The sequence below is a fragment of the Dietzia sp. 179-F 9C3 NHS genome (assembly GCF_045369825.1).
GTDB lineage: Bacteria > Actinomycetota > Actinomycetes > Mycobacteriales > Mycobacteriaceae > Dietzia.
Genome location: NZ_JBIQES010000008.1, coordinates 1 through 21,411, shown reverse-complemented (window position 1 = coordinate 21,411; position 21,411 = coordinate 1). Strand labels below are relative to the sequence as shown.

Genomic DNA, 21,411 nt, shown 5'->3' with positions numbered 1-21,411 from the left:
AGGCGCCCGCCCGGCCTCAGGCGAGATCGACCACCACGTTCTTGAGGACGGGGGCGTCGTCGCGCTCGACGGCGGTCGCGGCGACGAGCAGGCGCGAGCCCTCCTCCCACACGCGGATGCGCATGGTCTCGCCGGGGAAGAAGATGCCGCCGAAGGTCACGCCGTAGCCGCGGACGCGTCCGACGTCGCCGCCCAGGACCTCGTCGATCACGGCGCGCAGGACCAGGCCGTACGAGCAGAGACCGTGGAGGATCGGCCGCGGGAAGCCGGCGCCCTCGGCGAAGGCGGGGTCGGAGTGCAGCGGGTTGCGGTCGCCGCACAGACGGTAGAGCAGCGCCTGCTGCGGGAGGCTGCGCACCTCGATGGTGCGGTCGGCCTCGCGCTCGGGGTACTCGACCACCGAGGAGGTGCCGCGCTCGCCGCCGAAGCCGCCCTCGCCCTTGGCGAAGATGCCGGAACGGGCGGTCCACAGCTTCTCGCCGTCGGCGGAGACGGTCTCGGACTCCTGAATGATCACCGCGGCCGAGCCCTTGTCCTGGATCTCGGCGATCTTCGTGGTGGTGGTCGCGGTGCCGGCGGCCGGGATGGGCCGGTGCAGCTCGACCGACTGGCTGCCGTGGACGACCTTGGCCAGGTCGATCTCGACGCCCGGGAACGAGACGCGCGGCGGCTCGGTGACGTTCATCGTGGCGGCCACGGTGGCGAACGAGGGCAGCACCTTGGGTGCGGAGTCGTGGATGTACTCCAGGCCGGTGGTGTCCATCGGGTCCGCGGCGGCACCCACACCGAGGGCGTAGAGCGCCACGTCGGAGGCGGTCCAGGAGAACTCCTGCGAGGGGAGCTCGGCCCCGAGGGCCTTGTCGAGGTCGATCGGCACGTCAGGAACCCTTCTTCTCGGTGTCGGGAGCGGTGGTGTCGGCGGAGGCTGCGGCGCGGCCGGCCAGCATGTGCTCGACGGCGAGGTAGCCGAACACCATCGCGGGGCCGATCGTGGCGCCGGGCCCGGCGTACGTGTGACCCATGACCGGCGAGGACGCGTTGCCCGCGGCGTAGAGGCCCTCGATCGCGGAGCCGTCGGCGCGCAGGACGCGGCCGTGGATGTCGGTGTTCGCTCCGCCCTTGGTTCCCAGATCGCCGGGGACCATCTTGACCGCGTAGAACGGGGCCTTGCGGACCGGGCCGAGCGACGGGTTGGGCTTGTTGGTGATGTCGCCGTAGTAGTGGTCGTAGCCGGAGACACCGCGCTGGAAGTCCTCGTCCACGCCCTTCTCGGCAAAACCGTTGAAGCGCTTGGTGGTGGCCGCGAGCTTGTCGGCCGGGACGCCGATCTTCCCGGCCAGCTCCTCGAGCGTGTCGGCCATGTGGAAGTTCTCGGTGGCGAGCCACTTCTTGGGAAGCGGCTGGCGGGCCTGCAGGCCGGCGAAGAGGTACCGGTTCTTGTACTCCTGGTCAAAGATGATCCAGGCCGGGACGTTCTCGCCCGGGGCGTCCGGGTTGTCGGCCGGTGCCTGGCCGAACTCGCCGCCGTACATCTTGTGACCGGCCTCGACGTACGGCAGCGACTCGTTCATGAACCGCTCGCCCTCCTGGTTGACGAGGAAGGAGCAGGGCAGCGACCGCTCGGCGAGCGCGAACCACGGGCCGCGCGGCAGCAGAATCGTGGGGCCCCACCAGGAGTCCTCCATGAAGGACAGTTCGGCGCCGACCCCCTCCATGTAGCGGATGCCCTCGCCGGTGTTGCCGGCCGCGCCCACGGACCACTCGGTGGGGATGGGCTGGCGCTGGTACGCGTTGCGCATCTCCTGGTTCTTCTCGAACCCGCCGGAGCCCATCATCACGCCGAGGCGGGCGCGGAGCGTCTGCTCCTGGCCGCCGCGGGTGACGGTGACGCCGACGACGCGGGCGGAGTCTCCGCTGCCCTCGGTGACGATCCCGGTGACGGGGGTGTCGAGCCAGACGGGGACGCCGGCGTCGAGCAGGCCCTTGCGCATGGCGGCGATGAGCGCGCGGCCCATGCCCACCATGTTGGCGCCGCGGGCCTTGGCCACGAGCATCCGGGCCGTGACGCGGAGCGAGCGGCGGATGCCGCGGGTGTGCGGGCGCTGCAGCAGGTTGAGCCAGCGGTAATCCGACTGCTTGACCACCATGTTGGCCGGCGCCTTGGCGTACGCGGGTTCCAGGTTGGCGGCCTCGGAGCCGAGCTGGCGCAGGTCGAACGGCTTGGGCTCGATGGAGCGGCCGCCGAGCCGCCCGCCCGGGGCCTCGGGGTAGTAGTCGGAGTAGTCGACGACCCACTCCATCTCGAGCGGCGAGTTGGCCAGGACGAAGTCGAGGACCTCGGGGCCGCGGTCGATGTAGGTGTTGATCCGCTCCTCGGAGACCACGTCGCCGATGATCGATTTGAGGTAGGTGCGGGCGGCCTCGGGGGTGTCGAGTACACCGTCCCGCTTGAGGACCGAGTTGCCGGGGATCCACACGCCGCCGCCGGAGCGGGCGGTGGAGCCGCCGTAGTGGGGGGCCTTCTCCACGAGGACCACGCTGAGGCCCTTCTTGGCCGCCGCGAGGGCCGCGGTCATGCCCGCGCCGCCACTGCCGACGACGACGACGTCAAATTCCTGGTCTGCCATGTAGAACACGTTATAGAACCGGGCCCCTGTGCGCCACATCTCATGGGTAGGCTCTCCGTCATGATCACCGATGACACCCGGGCCGCCCTCGCCCGGCGCCTGTGGGACGCCGAGGCCGACGTCACGCCGATCGCGCCGCTGACCGACGAGTACCCGGATCTCACGGCGGACGACGCCTTTGAGATCCAACTGGTCAACATCCGTCGCAAGCTCGATGCCGGCGCCGTGGTCAAGGGCCACAAGGTGGGCCTGGCCTCCAAGGCCATGCAGGAGATGATGGGTGTCGACGAGCCCGACTACGGGCACCTGCTCGACACCATGGAGTACTTCGAGGACCAGCCGGTCGAGGCCGCGCGGTTCTGCTTCCCGCGCGTCGAGGTCGAGGTGGGATTTATCCTGGGTGCCGACATCCCGCCGGAGGGCTGCACGCAGGCCGAGGCCGCCGAGGCCATCGAGTGGGTGGTGCCGTCCATCGAGCTCATCGACTCGCGCATCCGGGACTGGAAGATCAAGCTCCCCGACACCATCGCCGACAACGCCTCCTCGTGCGGGTACGTCCTCGGCGAGGGGCGGGTGCGGCTGTCCGACATCGACGTGGCCGCGATCGACGCCACCCTCTACAAGAATGGTGAGTTCCTCGCCGAGGGGCGCTCCGACGCCGTCCTGGGCAACCCGCTCAACTCCGTGGGTTGGCTCGCCTCGGTCGTGGGTAAGTTCGGCGTGCGCCTGCGCAAGGGCGACGTGATCCTGCCCGGCACCGCGATCCGCGCCATGGATGCCGCCCCGGGCGACGAGTTCCGCTGCGACTTCTCCGGGCTGGGCAGCGTCTCGATGAGCTTCCGGTAGGGGCGGTCCGGCCCGGTCCGACGGCAGCCTCGGCGCGGCGGACGTGCCGGGCGAAGTAGTCGCGGGGTGTGCCGATCCTCATCGCGTCGCTCCCTCTCCGCCGAGCTCCCGGCTCGCCGCCGCCGCGACCTGCAGGACCAGCGGCTCGAGCCGCCGCAGCGCGGCCTCGTCGGGGGCGCTGGCGGACAGCGCCGCGACGGCCCGCCGGCCGGACGGGGGCCCCTCGCCGTCATCGCCCGTGGCCCCCGTGCCGTCGAACACCGGCGCCGCCACGCAGTACAGCCCCGGCGTGAGTTCGGCCCGGTCGAGGGAGCGCCGGCGACGCCGGATCTCGGCCAGCTCCACGGCGAGCCGGTCGGCGTCGGTGATGGTGGTGTCGGTCCACGCCACGAACGGCCCACGCGACACGCGGTCGGCGGCCTCGTCGTCGTGGGCTAACATCGCCTTTCCCACCCCCGTGCAGTACGCGGGCAGTCCACCCCCGATGCGCGACGGCGAGGGGATCGGCCGCGGACCGTGGAGCTTGTTGAGGTAGACCACCTCGTCGCCGTGCAGCGTGGCCAGGTGCACCGTGGCGCGCGTGGCCTCGAAGAGGTGTGCGAGGAACGGCGTGAGGACGGTGCGGATGCGCTCGAATTCCGGCGAGGCGGGGATGGGGTCGAGCTCCTGGGCGATCGGCCCGAGGCGGTAGAGGGAGCCGACCCGGGTGACGGCCCGGTTGCGCTCGAGCGCCGCGAGCAGGCGCAGGGTGGTCGACTTGGGCAGCCCCGTCTCGCGTGCGATCTCGCTGAGCGTGAGTCCCGTGCCGGCCGCCGTCGCGCGCATGACGGCGAAGGCGCGGTCGATGGGGGAGGGGGCGGGCTCGGCCATGCAGCCAGCCTACGCGCGGGTGTTCCACTGAACGGCACAGGTGGTTGAGGGGTGTGCGCGGCGCGGGGGAGACTCCGGGGCATGACGGAGAAAACAAAGCTCACCGCCGCGATCGTGGGGTCCGGCAACATCGGCACCGACCTCATGTACAAGCTCGAGCGCAGCGAGTTCATCGAGCCGAAGTGGATGATCGGCATCGACGCCGAGTCCGAGGGCATGAAGCGTGCCGCCGACCACGGGTTGATCTGCATGGCCGGCGGCGCCGACGAGCTGCTCGAGTCCATCGCCGCCGGCGGCGAGAAGCCCGATCTGCTCTTCGAGGCCACGAGCGCCTACGTGCACAAGGAGTACGCGCCCAGATACGAGGAGGCGGGGATCGTCGCGATCGATCTCACCCCGGCCGCCGTCGGCCCCATGGTGATCCCGCCGGCGAACCTCCGCGAGCACCTCGATGCCCCCAACACCAACATGGTCACGTGCGGCGGCCAGGCCACCATCCCGATGGTCCACGCCGTGTCCGAGGTCGTGCCGGTCGACTACGCCGAGATCGTCGCGTCGGTGTCGAGCGAGTCCGCCGGCCCCGGCACGCGCGCCAACATCGACGAGTTCACGCAGACCACCAAGGACGCCATCGAGAAGGTCGGCGGCGCCAAGCGCGGCAAGGCGATCATCATCCTCAACCCGGCCGAGCCGCCGATGATCATGCGCGACACGATCTTCTGCTCGATCCCCGAGGACGCCGACCACGACCTCATCACCACCGCCATCCGCAAGCGGGAGAAGGAGATCCAGGAGTACGTTCCGGGCTACCGGCTGCTCCAGGAGCCGCAGTTCGACCCGCCCACCGAGATCACCGGCGGCATGGCCCGCGTAGCGATCTTCGCCGAGGTCGAGGGCGCCGGCGACTTCCTCCCCGAGTACGCGGGCAACCTCGACATCATGACCGCCGCCGCCGCCAAGGTGGGCGAAGAGATCGCCAAGAGCAAGCTCGGCGTCTGAGACGGACAGGAGAACCGATCATGGACAAGAACAACCCGCTCAACGCCCACGCCCGCGCCTACTCGGACGAGCTCGACATCCGCATCACCGACTCGTCGCTGCGCGACGGGTCGCACCACAAGCGCCACCAGTTCTCGGTGGAGGACGTGCGGGACGTGGTCTCCGCGCTCGACGGCGCCGGCGTGCCCGTCATCGAGGTGACCCACGGCGACGGCCTCGGCGGCGCCTCCTTCAACTACGGCTTCGCCAAGTCCTACGACCAGGAGCTCATCAAGGTCGCCGCGGAGACCGCGAAGCAGGCCAAGATCGCCTTCCTCACCCTGCCCGGTCTGGGCATCAAGGACGACATCCTGGCCGCGCGCGACAACGGCGGCTCGATCTGCCGCGTCGCCACCCACTGCACCGAGGCCGACGTCTCGATCCAGCACTTCGGCTACGCCCGCGATCTGGGCCTGGAGACCGTCGGCTTCCTCATGATGAGCCACACCCAGCCGCCGGAGGTCCTGGCCAAGCAGGCCCGCATCATGGCCGACGCCGGCTGCCAGTGCGTCTACATCGTGGACTCCGCCGGCGCCCTGGTCATGGACCAGGTCTCCGACCGCGTGGCCGCCCTGGTGGACGAGCTCGGCGACGACGCCCAGGTGGGCTTCCACGGCCACGAGAACCTCGACGTGGGCGTAGGTAACTCGATCATGGCCATCCGCGCGGGCGCCCAGCAGATCGACGGCTCCACCCGCCGCTTCGGCGCCGGCGCCGGCAACACGCCCGTCGAGGCGCTCGTCGGCGTGTGCGACAAGCTCGGCATCCGTACCGGCATCGACTTCTTTAAGATCGCCGACGCCGCCGAGGACGTCATCCGCCCGCTCATGCCCAGCGAGTGCATCGTGGACCGCGACGCCATGATGCTCGGCTACGCCGGCTGCTACTCGTCGTTCCTCAAGCACGCCGAGGGTCACGCCAAGCGCTACGAGGTCCCCACCGCCGAGATCCTCCTCCGCGCCGGCCGGCGCGGTCTCGTGGGCGGCCAGGAGGACCAGCTCATCGACATCGCGCTGGAGATCCGGAAGGAGCGTGTGCGCTGACGCGCCGGTGTCGCGCACACCGGTCGTGAGACAGTGGGGGCGATGAGCACCCCCCGCGATCTCCTGACCCACGTCGTCGAGCGCGACCTGTGCATCGGCTGCGGCGCGTGCGCGGCGCTCCCGGACTCGGCCCTGCGCGTCGCGATGGGGGACGACGGCCGCTACCGGGCCGAGCTCCGGGACGGTGCGGACCCGGACGCCGAGGGCGCCTACACCGAGGTGTGCCCGTTCGCGGAGGGGCACGACGAGGACGAGCTCGCGCGGGTCTTCCTCGACGCCCCCGGCGCGGCCCACGACGACCGGATCGGCACCCACCTCACGGTGGGCGCCGGCCACGTCCCCGACGGCGGCTTCCGCGAGGCGGGCTCCTCGGGAGGCATGACGAGCTGGTTCCTGCACCGGTTGCTCGAGGAGGACGCGGTCGACGCGGTCCTGCATGTCAAACCGGGCGCGGGGGCGGGGGCGCCGCTGTTCGCGTTCGGGGTGTCCGGCACCGCGGACGAGCTGCGGGCCGGAGCCAAGTCGCGGTACTACCCGGTGGAGATGAGCGGCGTGCTCCGCCACGTCCGGGAGCACCCCGGCCGGTACGCGGTCGTGGGCGTGCCGTGCTTCCTCAAGGCCGTGCGGCTGGCGCAGCGGCAGGACCCGGTGCTGGCCGAGCGGATCCGGTTCTGCGTGGGGCTGGTGTGCGGCCACCTCAAGTCGAGCCGGTTCGCTGAGGCGCTGGCGTGGGAGCAGGGGGTGCCGCCCGCGGAGCTGACGGGCATCGACTTCCGCGTCAAGTCCGACGAACGCTCCGACCGCTACAGTGTGTCGGTGACCGGCGCCGACGGCACCACCCGGACCGCGCCGACCTCGGAGCTGTCGGTGACCGACTGGGGGATGGGCTTCTTCAAGTACCCGGCGTGCGAGTTCTGCGACGACGTGCTGGCCGAGACCTCCGACATCACCTTCGGCGACGCCTGGCTGCCGGAGTTCACCGGCGACCCGATGGGGGACAACATCGTAATCGCGCGGTCGGCGGCGGCCCGCGATGTGCTCGAGCGCAACCGGCGGCAGCTGCGGCTCACCGACATCTCGGCCGAGCGCGCCGCCCGGTCGCAGGACGCCGGACTCCGCCACCGCCGCGAGGGACTGGCCTACCGGCTCGCCCGCGAGCGCGCCGCGGGCCGGCCGGTGCCCACCAAACGGGTCGCCCTGTCGGTGGACCTGCCGGAGAAGCGCCGCCGGATCTACGACCTGCGCACCGACCTCATCGCCGCGGGGGACCGCGCCTACGCGCGGGCCCGGGAGGCGGGCTCGTTCGCGGTGTTCCTCCGGGGCATCGCGCCCGACGTGGCCCGGTACCGTCGGGCGTACGGGGCGGACTCCCCGGTGGAGCGGGCCAAACGGTTCGCGCTGCGCCGCGCGCCTCGACTGACCCGCCGGGTGCAGCGCGCCCTCGGCCGCTGAGCAGGGAGAGGGGCGGAACCGCCGTGGCATCGATCGGCGTGGTGTCGATCCACGACCTCAACAACGTCGGCAACCGGCTGCAGAGCGCTGCGCTGTCCACGGCCCTGGCCGGGCTCGGCCACACGCCGGTCGCGATCCCCAACACCCCGTACCGCTACGGCCCGGGCCGCGACGCGCCGGGGCCGGAGTCGATCGCGGCCACGGCCCGGCGGCTCGCCGGCGAGAGGGACTGGTGGGGCCTGGTCGACAAGGCGGGCCGGGCGGCGGTGATGCGCGCGCGGGTGCGCGCCCTGACGCGGTTCACCGGGGAGAACGTGCGGGTGGACCCGCGGTGGGTGACGGCGCCCGGTGACGGCGAGGAGCTCGTCGATGACTACGACGCCTTTGTCACCGGCTCCGATCAGGTCTGGAACCCCACCTACCGCTTCGGCTGCCCGACCGACTTCCTCGACTTCGCCCCGCCCGGCCGCCGGGTGGCCTACGCCGCGAGCTTCGGCGTGTCGGAGCTGCCCGCCCGGTACGTGCCGCACTACCGGGAGATGCTCTCCGGGCTGGACCACGTCTCGGTGCGGGAGCACTCGGGGGCGGCCCTCGTGCGCGATCTCGTGGGGCGCGAGGTGCCGGTGGTGCTCGACCCCACGATGCTCGTTCCGGTCGCGCACTGGAGTCGGCTCGCGGACCGGGCGCCGCGGCCGTCGCCGTCGCCGTTCCTCGCCACATACCTGCTGTGGACGGGGGATCGGGCCACCCAGTGCGCCGTGCATTCCCTGGCGCGGTCGCGGAGGCTGCGGGCACGGCAGCTGCTCGCGCCCGGGTTGCACCGCCCGGGGTACTACGGCGCGGAGAACTTCCTGCGCACCCTCCGGGACGCGGAGGTCGTCGTCACCGACTCGTTCCACTCGACGCTGTTCGCGCTGCTCTTCGGCACCCCGGTGCGGGTGCTCTCGCGCGGACCGGGGCAGGACGACCGGATCGAGTCCCTGCTGGGGCTGTTCCACGTCGATCCGGCGGAGGCGTTCGGCTCGGCGGACGACCCGCCCGCCGCGCCGCTGGTCGCCGACCCGGAGGCGGCCCTGGCGCCGCACCGGGAGCGGAGCCTGGCCTGGCTGGCGGACGCGATCGACGCCGCGGCGTCGGGGCGGGCCCGCGGGAATGAGAACGGAACGTAAGATGGCGTTCATGGAGGGGCCCGTGGTGACTGTGGTAATCGCGGCCCACCAGGCGGAGGACGCCATCGAGCGGTGCGTGCGGAGCGTGCTCGCACAGACCGTCACCGACGTCGAGGTGGTGGTGGTCGACGACGGTTCGACCGACCGCACCCGCGAGCGCGTCGCGGCGGTCGCCGCGGAGGACGCCGCGGGCCGGGTGGTGCTCGCCCCGGCGGCACCGAACGCCGGCCCCTCGGTCGCCCGAAACCGGGGACTCGCGCTGGCGCGGGGCCGGTGGATCGGCTTCCTCGACGCGGACGACGAGTTCCACCCCGAGTTCCTCGAGCGCATGCTCGCGGCGGCCGGCCGGGAGCCGGCGGCGGGCGTGGTGGTATGCGCGCACCGCATCGTCGGCGCCGAGGGCGAGGTGCGGCTGCGGGCCCCCGGTGCCGGGGCCGGCGACCTGTCCGGCGACGAGGCGGTGCTCACCGCGCTCGGGTTCAGTCTCTCGCACTACGTCTGGGACAAGCTGTTCGCGCGGGAGGTGCTCGGCGAAGCGCCGTTCCCCGAGGGGGTCCACCGCGGGGAGGACCTGCCCGTGGTGCTCCAGGCGGCCGGCGCGTCCGGCGTGGTGCGGGTGCTCGCGGACGCGCTCGTCACGTATTACGTGGGGCCCACGTCGCTCACGTGGGGGAGGGTGGCCCCGGTCGAGGAGACCCACCGGCTGGTCCGAGCGATGCGCGCGGTCGTGGCCCCGCTGCTCGGCTCCCGCCGTTTCCGCCGGGCCCTCGGCGCGGCCGAGAGCGCGGTCTACCTCAACGCCGCGCACCAGGCCCTCGCGCGGCACCCGCGGGACCGCGCGCTCGAGGTGAGCCGGCGGTACGCGGAGCAGGTGTCGTGGCCGGAAGCCGCCCGCGCCGTGCGGACCCTGCCCCACGCCGGGGTCGCGTTGGCTCTGCTCAAGACGGTTCCCGGTCTCTACCGTCGCGCCTACCGCCGCCACATCCTCAGGGCGTACGAGCTCCACGACTAGCGGGGCCGCCGGTCCCGCCGCCGGCCCCGCGGGCGAGCGCCGCCAGGTGCAGGGCCGTCCCCGCGACGGGCCCCACGACCAGGGCGATCACGGTCCGTTCGGCGAGCCCGAGCGGCAGCAGGAGCAGCGCGGCGGCGGCGAGCGCGGCCAGGGTCCAGCCCGCCGTGTACCCGGCGTGGGCGCCGTCTGCGAGGGCCGCCGTCCCGGAGAGGGTGAGCATCGCGAGCGTCGCGGCCGCGACCATGAGCCCGGCGAAGGTCGACCCGGCGACCTCGTAGCGGCCCGCGAAGAGCAGGTCCATGACCCACGGCCCGAGCAGCCAGGCGGCGACGGCGGCGACGGCACCGACGGCGGCGAGGGCGGCGAGCGGCCGGGCGAGGGCGCGCAGGCGGCGCCGCTCGGAGTGGAGGAACGCGACGATCGCGTAGCCCTGGAACGCCTGGAGCGGGATCATGATCGGCGAGCGGGTCAGCGAGACGGCGAGGATCGTGCCGGCGAGCACCACCGCGTCGGCGTCGCGGCTGGTGAGCTGCATGAGAACGGGGAAGCCGGTGATGAGGGCCGACGATGCCACCGAGGCGGCGACGGTGTACGCGGAGTTGCGGAGCAGCCGCCCGAGCCCGACGTCGGTGCGCGCCGCCGCCGCACGCCGGACCTGCGGTGAGAGCGTGAGCAGGACGGCCCACGTCAGCGCGCTCGCGGCCACGACCAGTTCCAGGGGGAGCAGCCCGCCGCCCACGAGCAGCACGGCGCCCACGCCCGCGAGCCGGACCGTCGCCTCGACGGCCATGGTGGCCGACATGGGCCCCCATGACTCCCGCCCCGAGAGCGCCCCGAGCACCGAGACGTGGCAGGCGTAGACGACGACGGCTAGGGCGATCACCGGCACGATCGCGGGGGCGGTCGACGGGACGAGCCGCTCGGCCCACGCCGGGGCGGTGGCCAGCAGCATCAGGGCGCCGGCACCCCCGACGACGAGGGCGGCGGTCAGCGCACGCGGGCCGGATTCCCCGGTGGCCCGCGCCGCGCCGACCGCCCGGGTGGTCTCGTTGCGGACCCCGCCGATCACGCCGAACGCCGCGAAGAGCAGCGCCCAGTAGACGAGAAACTCGGCCGTGACCTCGGGGGCGGCGAAGCGGCCGACGGCCCACTGGACGAGGAACGCCGAGAGCGCGACGACCGCCGAGGCGACGGCGATGCCGGTCGTCGACCGCCGGGCCGACGGGCGCGCGGCGGCGGGCGCGGCGGCGCGGTCGGGCGCGTCTCCTCTGGTCTTGGGCACCCGGTCAGTCTACGACCCCTTGAACATATCGATAGTCGATGCCACCATGACATTCGATAGGGCATCGAGAATCGATATGGAGGTGGGCAGGATGACCACGGGACACGGAACCGGCGGAACAGGCGGAACGAGCGAAACCGGCGGAGCCGTCCGGGAGGTCACGCCCCGCAGGGAGCGGTGGGACGTGGGGGCGACGGTGTTCGGCGGTGTGGTCGCGCTCGCCCTCGTCGCGGTCCACGTGGTGGGGACGCTGGCGGCCGGCGGGGTCCCGAGTGTCGTCGGGCGTATCGCGGGCCCGGCCGCCGTGGACGAGGGGGCGGCCGTCTCCGCGGACGCGCTCTCGCCGGTCACGGCCGGGTTCCTCTGGGGCGCGTACGCCGCGGAGGTGGCGGCTCTTGCGGCCCTGGCCGTGCTCGTCGCCGTCATCGCCGTCCGGTGCCTGCGGGGACGGTTCTTCGACGCCGGCACCGTCCGGCTGCTCTGGGCGACGAGCTGGGTGGCGCTGGCCTACCTGCTCGTGGTCTCCCTCGTCGTCACACTGGGCACCAACCTCGCCCTGCGCGACCTCGAGCTGGCGTGGCGGGACCTCGACGCCATCGACTGGCGGTGGTTCGTCCTGCTGTACCTGTTCATGATGTTCGTCTCGCTCATGGCCGTGGCGTTCCGCCGGGCGGCCGCGATGAGCCGGGACCAGGAGGGACTCATCTGATGGCGCGGGTCCGCTGCCACCTCGGCCGGCTCCTCGAGGAGCGGGGGATGACCCTCGCCGCTCTCTCGGAGCGGGTCGGGGTGAGCGTCGTCAACCTCTCCGTCCTCAAGAACGACCGCGCCCGGGCGGTGCGCTTCACCACCCTCGTCGCGCTGTGCGAGGCGCTGGACTGCACCCCGGGAGAGCTGTTCACCGTGGAGTGACCGACGCCGGTGTCAGGCCTTCTCGGCCACCTCGTCCGGGTCGAGGAGCTGGTTCGCGCGGGGGGGGGGCGATCTGAGGGCGTTCCTGTGTCCACCTGCATTCCGGCCGGCTATCGCGTACTCGGCCTCACTCCGAGTAGGAGACCTCGACGCGGTCGCTCTTGGGCAGCAGCTGGCACGACAGGACGTAGCCCTCCTCGACCTCCTCTGGGTCGAGGATGCCGTTGTGCTCCATCTCGGCCTCGCCGGACTTGAGGATGCAGGCGCACGCCGAGCACTCGCCCTTGCGGCATGAGAACGGGGCCTTGATGCCCTTGGCGAGCAGCACGTCGAGCAGCTTCGCGGAGCGCGGCCAGTCGACCTCGTGGGTCTCGCCGTCGAGCTCCACGATCGCGGTGGCCGGGCCCTCCCCGTCGTCGGAGGGGGTGTCGTCGATGACGATCTCGGCGAACGGGTCGCCGTCGATCGAAGAGAACACCTCGGTGTGGATGAGGTGCATGTCGGCCCCCGAGCGGCGCAGACCGGCCTTGGCGGTCTCCATGAACGGCGTGGGGCCGCACATGTAGGAGTGGCGCTTGGCGGCGACCGGCTGCAGGAGGTTGCCGAGCATCTCCGGGGTGGGGATGCCGGCGACCGACTCGAGCCAGTGGATGACGGTGAGGCGGTCCGGGTTCTCGTTCTGTAGCCGCTGCAGCTCGTCCTTGAAGATCACCGAGTTCTCGTCGCGGTTGGCGTACACCAGGACGATGTGGCCGGTGCCCTGCGCGAGGGCCGAGCGGAGGATCGACATGATGGGGGTGACGCCGGAGCCGGCGGCGAGCAGGATGAAGTCCTGGTCGAGGTTCTTGGGCGTGAACACGCCGGACGGCGCGAGGACGTGCATGGACATGCCGGCCTCGGCGTTGTCGCACAGCCAGTTGGAGCCGTAGCCGTCGACCGTCCGCTTGACCGTCACCTTGAGCTTGTCGTCCTCGGTGGGCGAGCTCGAGAGCGAGTAGCAGCGCGCGACCGAGCCGGTCTTCTCGCTGGGGATGCGCAGCGTGAGGAACTGCCCGGGCGTGTACCGGAAGTCGTCCTCGCTACCGGCGGGGATGTCGAAGACGATCGACTTGGCGTCGGCGGTCTCCTCGATCACCTCGGCGATCGTGAGCTCACGGACGAACGAGCCGAGCTGCGGCGTGTCGGTCATGCGGGAAAGCCTATCTGGGGGGCTCGAAGGGGTGGGGAGGCGACGTCACTCGGGGATGTAGAGCGGGTTGACCATGTGCTCTTCGTCCGCCGGGTCGACACCCTCGGCGAGGGTGATCAGGCCCTCGGCGTACGCGTAGCGGATGCTCTGCAGCATCCGCGGGCACGTGTCCTCGCCCTCGGGGCGGTCCCCGCCGCTGCGCCAGTCCGTGAGCACGGGGCAGTCGCGGTCGCTGCCCTCGGTCCACTGGATGGACGTGTGCTTCTCGCTGTTCTTGCGGACGTTCACGCACACCCCGCAGTTCCGGCACTCGACCGGCTGGAACCCGGCCCGGGTGTAGGTCTCCCGGTCCAGGTCCGTGTAGGCGTGGAGCCGCGCGGCGCGCGCCGGGTCGATGTCGTCCCAGGTCGGCGCGCGCCGCGAATCGTGTTGCTTGAACATCAGGACTCGGACTTCGTGGCGCCGGCCTCTTCCGCCATGTCCGCCATGCCCGTGTACTGGGTGTGCTCGCGGGGGCCGTCGGTCTCCTCGGCCTCCATGCGGCGGAGGTTCTCGGCGACCTCCTTCTCCCAGTACTGGTTGGCGGCGGTGGTGTCGACCTCGAACTCGAAGCGCTCCTGCATCTCCGGGTCGATCTCGTCTCGGTTGACGTAGAACTGCTCGTACCAGCGGCGCAGCTGGTAGACGGGCCCGTCCTCCTCGCACAGCAGCGGGTTGGCGATGGCCGACTTGCGCTGCCAGATGCGGACGTCCTGCATGAAGCCCTCGCCGAAGAACTCGGCGATCTTCGTGGCCATTGCGGTGGCCGACTCGTCGTCGAAGCCCTCGGGCTTGCGGACCATGAGCCCGTACTGGAGCACGAACGAGTTCTGGTCGATGGGGTAGTGGCAGTTGATGAGGACCGACTCGGTCTCGAAACCGCCGTAGGAGTTCTTAAGCGGGTTGATCATGTACGACGGCCCGAAGTAGGAGGCCTCCGACTCGAGCAGCGTGTCGCCGTACTTGCCCTTGGCGGGATCGTGGTCCGGGCGGCCCTTGGTGTTGAGGTACTGCGTGGCCGTCTGGCCCTCGAAGACGTTCTTGAAGTACGTCGGGAAGGCGAAGTGGATGTAGTAGAAGTGCGCCATGTCGACGATGTTGTCGACGATCTCCATGCAGTTGGAGCCCTCGATGACGAGTCGGTTCCACACCCAGTCGGTCCACTCGTCCGAGCCGTACTGCTCCAGGACGGGGATGGTGTCGCCCTCCTGCGGCGGGTTGCCCTCGTGGTCGTGCCACACGAAGACCTGGCCGTGTTGGATCATCGTGGTCCAGGCGCGGGTCTTGGCGCGCAGCGGGACGCGCTTGGCGTAGGGGATGCCCTTGCACTTGCCATCGCCGCCCCATCGCCAGTCGTGGAACGGGCACGCGATGTTGCCGTCCTTGATCTCGCCGTCGGACAGGTCGCCGCCGAGGTGCCGGCAGTACGCGTCGAGGACGTTGACCTCGCCCTCCTCGTTCGCCCACACGACGAGCTTGGTGCCGAAGGCCTGGATGGAGTGGGGCTTGCCGTCCGTGAATTCCTTGACGGTGCCGATGCAGTGCCAGCCGCGCGCGTAGCGGTCCCGGACCTTGCCGGTGTCGATTTCGCGGACGGAGCCGGTTTTCGCGCCGGATTCGGTCATGATGATCCTCCTGGTGGCATGAGCCGGATGAGAACAGGTTATAGAATCCGCTACTGACCCACAACACTTCAGGGAAAATGCAGGCACGGGGCTCCGTGGTGGGAGCGGATCCCGCACCGGGTCTGGTGCAAAACTGGAACGTGTTCTAGTCTTGCGTCGTTGCCCCCCACACGTTTCAGAGAGGGATGTCATGAGCGAGTACGCCGACCACGAGGTCATCGACCGGATCAAGGAGCTCCTGCCCGCGATCGCCGAGCGCGCGCAGGAGACCGAGGATCTGCGCCGGATCCACCCGGACACCATCAAGGACCTCGAGGACGCCGGCTTCTTCCGGCTGTGCCAGCCCGCGCAGTGGGGTGGCTACGAGGCGGACATGGAGACCTTCTACACCGCCGTCAAGACCATTGCGACCGCGTGCGGCTCGACCGGCTGGGTCGCCTCGATCCTCGGCATCCACAACTGGCACCTCGCGCTCTTCCCGCAGCAGGCGCAGGAGGACGTGTGGGGCGAGGACACCAGCGTCCGTATCTCCTCCTCGTACGCCCCGATGGGCGCCGCCAGGAAGACCGACGAGGGCCTGGTCCTCAACGGCAAGTGGAGCTGGTCCTCCGGGTCGGCGCACGCCGACTGGGTCTTCCTCGGCGGGCCCGTGCTCGACGAGAACGACAAGATGGTGGACTTCTGCGCCTTCCTCGTGGAGAAGTCGCAGTACGAGATCGACGACGTCTGGCACGTCGCCGGTCTCAAGGGGACCTGCTCCAACGACATCATCGTCAAGGACGCGCTCATCCCCGCGCACCGCGCGCTCTCCTACGGGGACATGGCCAAGGGCACATCGCCGGGGCTGGAGCAGAACACCAATCCGATCTACAAGATGCCGTGGGGCACCATCCACCCCACCACCATCTCGACCCCGATCGTCGGCATGGCCTTCGGCTGCTACGAGGTGCACCGCGAGCACCAGCGCGAGCGCGTCCGTGCCGCGTTCGGAACCAAGGTCAAGGACGATCCGTTCGCCAAGGTCCGTCTGGCCGAGGCCGCCGGCGACATCGACGCCGCGTGGCTGCAGCTCATGCGCAACGTTCGCGAGGAGATGGACATCATCAAGGAGGGCGGCACGCCGGGCATGGACATCCGGACCCGCGCCCGTCGTGACCAGGTCCGCGCCACCCAGCGCTCGATCGACGCGATCGGCCTGCTCTTCCAGAACTCGGGCGCGCGCGCCCTCGAGGACACCTCGCCGATCCAGCGCTTCTGGCGCGACGCCAACGCGGGCCGGGTCCACGCGGCCAACGAGGCCACCAAGGCGTACATCATGTACGGGCAGCACGAGTTCGGCGAGAAGGTCACCGACTCGATGGTCTGATCCGGGCCCGGATCGAAAGGACTCAACGCAATGGCTATCAGCAATCTCGGGTACGTCCGGATCTTCGCCACCGACATGAACGCCTGGCGTGAGTACGGCACCAAGGTTCTGGGGTTCGTGGTGGGCAAGGGTGACGACCCGGAGTCCCTCTACTTCCGCATGGACGAGAACCCGCACCGCTGGATCATCGTTCCCGGCGAGGAGGACAAGCTCGCGGCCGTGGGCTGGGAGTGCGCCAACGAGGCCGAGTTCGACGACGTCAAGCGTCGGCTCGACGGCGCGGGCGTGCCCTGGCAGGAGGCCGACGAGGCCACCAAGCGTGACCGCAAGGTGCGCGGCCTCATCACCTGCCAGGACCCGGCCGGGTTCACGCTGGAGATCTACCACACGATCGCCCTCCAGCACCGTCGCATCCCGACCCCGTACGGTCACCACTTCGTGACCGAGGACCAGGGTGCGGGGCACATCGTGCTCTCGACCCCGGACGAGGCTGCGGCGCTGGAGTTCTACCGCGACGTCCTCGGGTTCGCTCTGCGCGACTCGATGAGCCTGCCGCCGGAGATCGTGGGCCGGCCGGCCGACGGCGAGCCCGCGTGGCTGCGCTTCCTCGGCTGCAACCCGCGGCACCACTCGCTGGCGTTCACGCCGTTCCCCAATCCCACGGGGATCATCCACCTCATGGTCGAGGTGGGCACAGCGGACGACGTGGGCCTGGCACTGGACCGCGCGCTGCGCAAGGGCGTCAAGATGTCGGCCTCGCTCGGCCGGCACGTCAACGACAAGATGCTCAGCTTCTACATGAAGACGCCGGGCGGGTTCGACTGCGAATACGGCAGCGAGGGCCTGCAGGTCGACGACGCCGACTGGGTGGCCCGCGAGTCCACGGCCGTGAGCCTGTGGGGCCACGACTTCTCCGTCGGCTTCAAATAAGCGGCCGAACGGCCGAGCACCTAGGCTGGGCCCCACACGCCGATGTGGGGCCCAGCCGCCCACCAGTCCAGGGAGGACCGAGCGCGATGACCACCGACGACCGCCCCGAGGGGCAGAACTTCTCGAGCCGGGAGTTGCGCGACGCGCTCGGCCAGTTCTGCACCGGCATCACCGTCATCACGGCGGCCAACGACGGTGTCCCGGTGGGCTTCGCCTGCCAGTCGTTCTCCGCGCTGTCCCTGGATCCGCCGCTCATCCTCTTCTGCCCCATGAAGACCTCGGGGTCGTGGAAGGGCATCGAGAAGGCCGGGAAGTTCGCGGTCAACATCCTCTCCGAGGAGCAGGAGGAGGTCTCCTCGACCTTCGGCCGCCGCGGCGACGACAAGTTCGCGACCATCGACTGGACCCCGAGCCCGCTCGGCTCCCCGGTGATCGACGGCGTCATGGCCTGGCTCGACTGCACCATCGACCAGGTGCTCGACGGCGGCGACCACTGGATCGTCCTGGGCCGGGTGAGCGACCTCGGCCCGACCAAGCGCGACGTGCGCCCATTGCTGTTCTACCGCGGCGCCTACCTCTCCATCGAGGAGGACGTGGTCGATCCCACGCCCGAGCAGCTCGAGCTGGAGAACTTCATCACCTCGGCGGACTCGTACACATGGCTGTGAGCGGCGCCCCCGACGCGCCCGACGCACCCGTCACGGCCCCGCTCGCCGCGGCTCTCGCCGAGGCCGAGCGGATCATCCGCACCGCGCCGCACGTGCGCACCGAGGCCGACGTCGCGGAGGGACTGGAGTACCTGCTCGGCACGATCCGCGGCGTGATCGAGGGCGGTCAGCACCGCGGCCGCACCCATCCGCAGCTGTTCCAGGCCACGGGCCCGTACACCAAGATGGGCCTCGACAACCCGGACACCCTGTACTACTACGCCAACCTCGCCGACGGCGCCGAGTACGAGGTCGAGGGCGTCCGCGGCACCACCGCCGACCTGTCCTTCCAGGTCCTGTCCGGCAACTACACCGCCGACGAGCAGGGGAGGTCCCACGCGGCCTTCGACGACCGCGCCCTGGAGATCGGGCCCGACGGCCGGTACTCGTTCCGGATGGGTCCGCCCCGCCCGGACCACGGGGGTGACGACGACGAGGGCGACTCCGGCTACGTGGTGCTCGCGCCGGGGTCGTCCATGATCGCGGTGCGTGAGGTCTACTCCGACTGGGACACCGAGCGCGCCGGATGGGCCACGCTGCGGCGGATCGACGCCGCGGGCACCGCCCCGGAGCCGCCGACCGTCGAGGGTCAGGAGCGCTTCTACGCCAAGCTCGCCGAGGCACTCACCGGCCGCCTGCAGACCTGGCTCGCCTTCCCCGCCTGGTTCTTCGGCGACCAGCCCCGCAACACTCTCGGTGAGCCCCGGCGGACGCCCGGCGGGCTCACCACGCAGTTCTCCTCGGCCGGGATCTTCGAGCTCGGCCCCGACGAGGCCATGATCATTTCCGTACCCGTTGCCGGCGTCCCCTACCAGGGTTTCCAGCTCGGCAGCATGTGGTACGCGTCGCTGGACTACGTCCACCACCAGACCAGCCTGACGGCCGACCAGGCGCACGTGACCTCGGACGGGATGATCCACCTCGTCGTCACCGATTCCGACCCCGGCCTCGCCAACTGGCTGGAGACCCTCGGGCACTCCGAGGGGATCATGCAGTTCCGGTGGCAGCGGGTCGACGCGCCCATCGGGCCGGAGCTCGGGCCGACCGTGCGGATCGTGCCGTTCGACGCGCTCGCCGACGAGATGCCCTTCCACGACGAACTCCGCGTCACGCCGCAGCAGTGGCGCGAGCGCATCGCCGCCCGCCAGGCGGCCTTCGCCCGGAGGGGGCTGAGCTGATGGCGACCGCCGACCGTGTCCACGTGGGAACCGTCGACGACCTGCACGCCAGCGCCTCCCGCGCGGTGGGTCTGGAGGACTTCGGCGACGGCGGTGACCGTCACCGCGAGGCCCTGGGCGTCCTGCTCGAGTCCCTGCACTCCGATGCCGGGCTCACCCCGGCCGGAAGCAAGTACTGGCGCTCGGTGCTCAAGGGCGCACTCGTGGCCCGGTTGCTCTCGGAGGCGGGGTTCGCTGCCGGTGCTGTGCAGACAGAGGTGGAGATCGCGCGCCCCGTCGTCGTCACAGGGTTGCCTCGCACCGGGACCACGGCGCTGCACCGGCTCCTCGGCGCCGACCCCGCCAACCAGGGGCTCGAGCTGTGGCTCGCCGACGTCCCGCAGCCCCGGCCGCCGCGCGAGACGTGGGAGGACGACCCCACCTACCGTGGGATCCGCGACATGTACGCCGGGTTCATGGCAGAGAACCCCGACTACGGCGGCGTGCACTACATGTCGGCCGACGACCTCGAGGAGTGCTGGCAACTGCTCCGGCAGTCGCTGACCAGCGTTTCCTACGAGTGTCTGGCGCGGCTCGACGGCTACTCGTCGTGGCTCGCCGACGTCGACTGGGTGCCCGCGTACCGGCGGCACCGCCGGAACCTGCAGATGATCGGGGCTAACGACCCGGACCGCCGGTGGGTGCTCAAGAACCCGAGCCACCTGTTCTCCCTCGACGCCGTGCTCGAGGTATACCCCGACGCCGTGGTGGTGCAGACCCATCGGGATCCGCGGAAGTCCATGGCGTCCATGTGTTCGCTCGCGCACCGCACGGCCGCCGACTGGTCCACGCGGTTCACGCCCGAGTACATCGGCGCCTCGCAGCTCGACCTGTGGGCGCGCGGCGTGGAGACCTTCGACGCCGCCCGGGCCCGGCACGAGGCCGACCCGGCGTCACGTGCGACCTTCCTCGACGTGACCCACCGCGAGCTGCTGGACGACCCCGCCGGGTGTGTCGAGCGTGTCTACTCCGCGACAGGTGTAGTGCTGTCCGACGACGTCCGCGCGGCCGTCGAGGCCGAGAACTCGCGCAGCCTGTCCGGCGACCGCGCGCCCACTCACCGTTACACGCTCGCCGACTACGGGCTGAGCGAGGAGGTCATCGCCGAGCGGTTCGCCGGGTACCGGGGGCTCGAGGGATAGGCCGGTCCCGCGGCGGCTCCCCTGGCGGGGCGCCGCGGTCAGCTCCGCGGCGGCACCGCGCCGGGTAGGCCGATGACCAGCAGCGTCGGCAGGGCGGCGCGGCGTGACGGCGTTCACCGGGGCGAGGGCGTTGAGCGTGTGATCGATGGCCCGCGGGTCCACGGCGAAGGAGACGTGGTCCGCGAGGTTCTCCGGGCAGCCGTCCTGGATCACGATCTGCGTGGCACCCGGCACGTGGACGGACGACGCCGTCTCCGGGGTGCTGTCCGGCAGCGTGCTCTCGTCCCCCGTACAGGTTCCCCGCCATGAGCACCGCGCGGCCCACCCGACTCCACGTGCGGGTGCGTGTGTTCCGCAGGCCTGCGTGAGGGGAGCTCGGACCGGATCCGGAGACCGGTGCCTTCGCCGCTGGCTGAGCTGATTGATGCGCACCGTCGAGGGGCGTCCGGTGCCCTGGACGGGGCGTCTTGGTGCAGGGGCGAGGCCGGGTTCCAGCGGGCCAGGGGGTGCTGTCGTCCCGGGTCATGGCCGGGGGTGCCCTAGAGGGGGCGTCTTGGTGCACGGCGGCGCCCGGGGCAGGTTCCACCGGACCATGCGGACATCGGGGTGGGGCCCGTTGCGGTGGGCGCTGTCGCCCCGGGCCCTGGCCGAGGCTGCCCTAGAAGGGGTCTCTTGGTGCAGGGGCGGGCCCGGGTTCCAGCGGGCCATGGGTGCTGTCGCCCCGGGTCCTGGCCGAGGCTGCCCTGGAGGGGGTGTCTTGGTGCAGGGGTGGGGGTCGAGGCCGGCGTGTCTCGTGGGTTTCCCGGCGATTGTGTCGTCTGGGCTCGTCTGGTCCGGGGGTGCCCTAGACGGGCCGTCTTGGTGCAGCGGCACGGTTGGTTCGTGTGGGTGTTCGTGTCGTACCTCGAACATATGCTCGCATCGACAGTGAACACAGGGGGGTGT

Annotated in this window: 20 protein-coding genes; 13 read left to right on the top strand and 7 right to left on the bottom strand. The window is 71.1% G+C overall.

The genetic code is table 11. The features are described from left to right. Positions 1-16 precede the first annotated feature (16 nt). Positions 17-877 carry a MaoC/PaaZ C-terminal domain-containing protein gene (locus tag ACH0BZ_RS10940; protein WP_406898347.1) on the bottom strand — a complete coding sequence of 287 codons (861 nt, stop codon included), beginning with the start codon at positions 875-877 and terminating at the stop codon, positions 17-19. Between the two features lies 1 nt (position 878). Next, positions 879-2,627, bottom strand: a complete 1,749-nt coding sequence (gene kstD / locus ACH0BZ_RS10935) for a 3-oxosteroid 1-dehydrogenase (protein WP_406898346.1) — start codon at positions 2,625-2,627, stop codon at positions 879-881. 60 nt (positions 2,628-2,687) lie between these two features. On the opposite strand from kstD, the gene ACH0BZ_RS10930 reads away from it, so the two are divergent. Continuing rightward, positions 2,688-3,473 (top strand): 2-keto-4-pentenoate hydratase, encoded by a 786-nt coding sequence (locus ACH0BZ_RS10930; protein ID WP_406898345.1) that lies wholly within the window; start codon positions 2,688-2,690, stop codon positions 3,471-3,473. Positions 3,474-3,551: 78 nt separating this feature from the next. Here the strand turns inward: ACH0BZ_RS10930 and ACH0BZ_RS10925 are convergent, their stop codons facing one another. Further along, complete coding sequence (locus ACH0BZ_RS10925) at positions 3,552-4,343, bottom strand: IclR family transcriptional regulator (RefSeq protein WP_406898343.1); 792 nt, start codon at positions 4,341-4,343, stop codon at positions 3,552-3,554. Positions 4,344-4,424: 81 nt separating this feature from the next. Here ACH0BZ_RS10925 and ACH0BZ_RS10920 point away from each other — a divergent pair, with 81 nt between their 5' ends. The 5 genes from ACH0BZ_RS10920 to ACH0BZ_RS10900 are packed head-to-tail and all read left to right on the top strand — an operon-like array spanning position 4,425 to position 10,057. Beyond that, a complete protein-coding gene (locus ACH0BZ_RS10920) occupies positions 4,425-5,342 on the top strand; it encodes an acetaldehyde dehydrogenase (acetylating) (protein ID WP_406898342.1) in 918 nt (305 codons plus the stop codon). A 20-nt stretch (positions 5,343-5,362) separates the two neighbouring features. Continuing rightward, a complete protein-coding gene (gene dmpG / locus ACH0BZ_RS10915; RefSeq protein ID WP_406898341.1) occupies positions 5,363-6,424 on the top strand; it encodes a 4-hydroxy-2-oxovalerate aldolase in 1,062 nt (353 codons plus the stop codon). A gap of 42 nt (positions 6,425-6,466) precedes the next feature. Continuing rightward, positions 6,467-7,876 (top strand): Coenzyme F420 hydrogenase/dehydrogenase, beta subunit C-terminal domain, encoded by a 1,410-nt coding sequence (locus ACH0BZ_RS10910; protein ID WP_406898339.1) that lies wholly within the window; start codon positions 6,467-6,469, stop codon positions 7,874-7,876. Positions 7,877-7,899: 23 nt separating this feature from the next. After that, entirely contained in the window at positions 7,900-9,045 is a 1,146-nt protein-coding gene (locus ACH0BZ_RS10905; protein ID WP_406898338.1) for a polysaccharide pyruvyl transferase family protein, read from the top strand. 22 nt (positions 9,046-9,067) lie between these two features. After that, positions 9,068-10,057, top strand: coding sequence for a glycosyltransferase family 2 protein (locus ACH0BZ_RS10900; protein WP_406898336.1), 990 nt, complete (start codon positions 9,068-9,070; stop codon positions 10,055-10,057). Here the strand turns inward: ACH0BZ_RS10900 and ACH0BZ_RS10895 are convergent. Further along, complete coding sequence (locus ACH0BZ_RS10895; protein ID WP_406898335.1) at positions 10,032-11,339, bottom strand: hypothetical protein; 1,308 nt, start codon at positions 11,337-11,339, stop codon at positions 10,032-10,034. The two genes, ACH0BZ_RS10900 and ACH0BZ_RS10895, sit on opposite strands and share 26 nt — an antisense overlap. 91 nt (positions 11,340-11,430) lie before the next feature. On the opposite strand from ACH0BZ_RS10895, the gene ACH0BZ_RS10890 reads away from it, so the two are divergent. After that, positions 11,431-12,048 (top strand): hypothetical protein, encoded by a 618-nt coding sequence (locus ACH0BZ_RS10890; protein ID WP_406898334.1) that lies wholly within the window; start codon positions 11,431-11,433, stop codon positions 12,046-12,048. Continuing rightward, positions 12,048-12,251: a helix-turn-helix domain-containing protein gene (locus ACH0BZ_RS10885; RefSeq protein ID WP_406898333.1), complete on the top strand. Its 204-nt coding sequence runs from the start codon at positions 12,048-12,050 to the stop codon at positions 12,249-12,251. The genes ACH0BZ_RS10890 and ACH0BZ_RS10885 overlap by 1 nt, the downstream gene beginning before the upstream one ends. 127 nt (positions 12,252-12,378) lie before the next feature. Here ACH0BZ_RS10885 and ACH0BZ_RS10880 read toward each other — a convergent pair whose 3' ends face one another. From ACH0BZ_RS10880 to ACH0BZ_RS10870, 3 genes are read right to left on the bottom strand one after another with little or no spacing between them, the layout of a single operon-like run. After that, entirely contained in the window at positions 12,379-13,440 is a 1,062-nt protein-coding gene (locus ACH0BZ_RS10880) for a 2Fe-2S iron-sulfur cluster-binding protein (RefSeq protein ID WP_406898332.1), read from the bottom strand. Positions 13,441-13,485: 45 nt separating this feature from the next. Next, positions 13,486-13,881 carry a hypothetical protein gene (locus ACH0BZ_RS10875; RefSeq protein WP_406898331.1) on the bottom strand — a complete coding sequence of 132 codons (396 nt, stop codon included), beginning with the start codon at positions 13,879-13,881 and terminating at the stop codon, positions 13,486-13,488. Beyond that, complete coding sequence (locus ACH0BZ_RS10870) at positions 13,881-15,104, bottom strand: Rieske 2Fe-2S domain-containing protein (RefSeq protein WP_406898329.1); 1,224 nt, start codon at positions 15,102-15,104, stop codon at positions 13,881-13,883. Before ACH0BZ_RS10870 ends, ACH0BZ_RS10875 begins: the two co-directional genes overlap by 1 nt. A 190-nt stretch (positions 15,105-15,294) precedes the next feature. Between ACH0BZ_RS10870 and hsaA the strand changes: the two genes are divergently transcribed. The 5 genes from hsaA (at position 15,295) to ACH0BZ_RS10845 (ending at position 20,466) form a co-directional block, all read left to right on the top strand. Continuing rightward, complete coding sequence (gene hsaA, locus ACH0BZ_RS10865) at positions 15,295-16,470, top strand: 3-hydroxy-9,10-secoandrosta-1,3,5(10)-triene-9,17-dione monooxygenase oxygenase subunit (RefSeq protein ID WP_406898327.1); 1,176 nt, start codon at positions 15,295-15,297, stop codon at positions 16,468-16,470. Positions 16,471-16,500: 30 nt separating this feature from the next. Next, positions 16,501-17,400, top strand: coding sequence for an iron-dependent extradiol dioxygenase HsaC (gene hsaC / locus ACH0BZ_RS10860; protein WP_406898326.1), 900 nt, complete (start codon positions 16,501-16,503; stop codon positions 17,398-17,400). 86 nt (positions 17,401-17,486) lie between these two features. Continuing rightward, the gene (gene hsaB, locus ACH0BZ_RS10855; RefSeq protein WP_406898324.1) at positions 17,487-18,068 is read left to right on the top strand and encodes a 3-hydroxy-9,10-secoandrosta-1,3,5(10)-triene-9,17-dione monooxygenase reductase subunit; all 582 of its coding nucleotides are present in this window, start codon (positions 17,487-17,489) and stop codon (positions 18,066-18,068) included. Beyond that, on the top strand, positions 18,059-19,285 hold the full coding sequence (locus tag ACH0BZ_RS10850; protein WP_406898322.1) for a hypothetical protein: 1,227 nt from the start codon (positions 18,059-18,061) through the stop codon (positions 19,283-19,285). The genes hsaB and ACH0BZ_RS10850 overlap by 10 nt, the downstream gene beginning before the upstream one ends. Further along, complete coding sequence (locus tag ACH0BZ_RS10845; protein ID WP_406898320.1) at positions 19,285-20,466, top strand: sulfotransferase family protein; 1,182 nt, start codon at positions 19,285-19,287, stop codon at positions 20,464-20,466. The genes ACH0BZ_RS10850 and ACH0BZ_RS10845 overlap by 1 nt, the downstream gene beginning before the upstream one ends. The last annotated feature ends 945 nt before the right edge of the window (positions 20,467-21,411 follow it).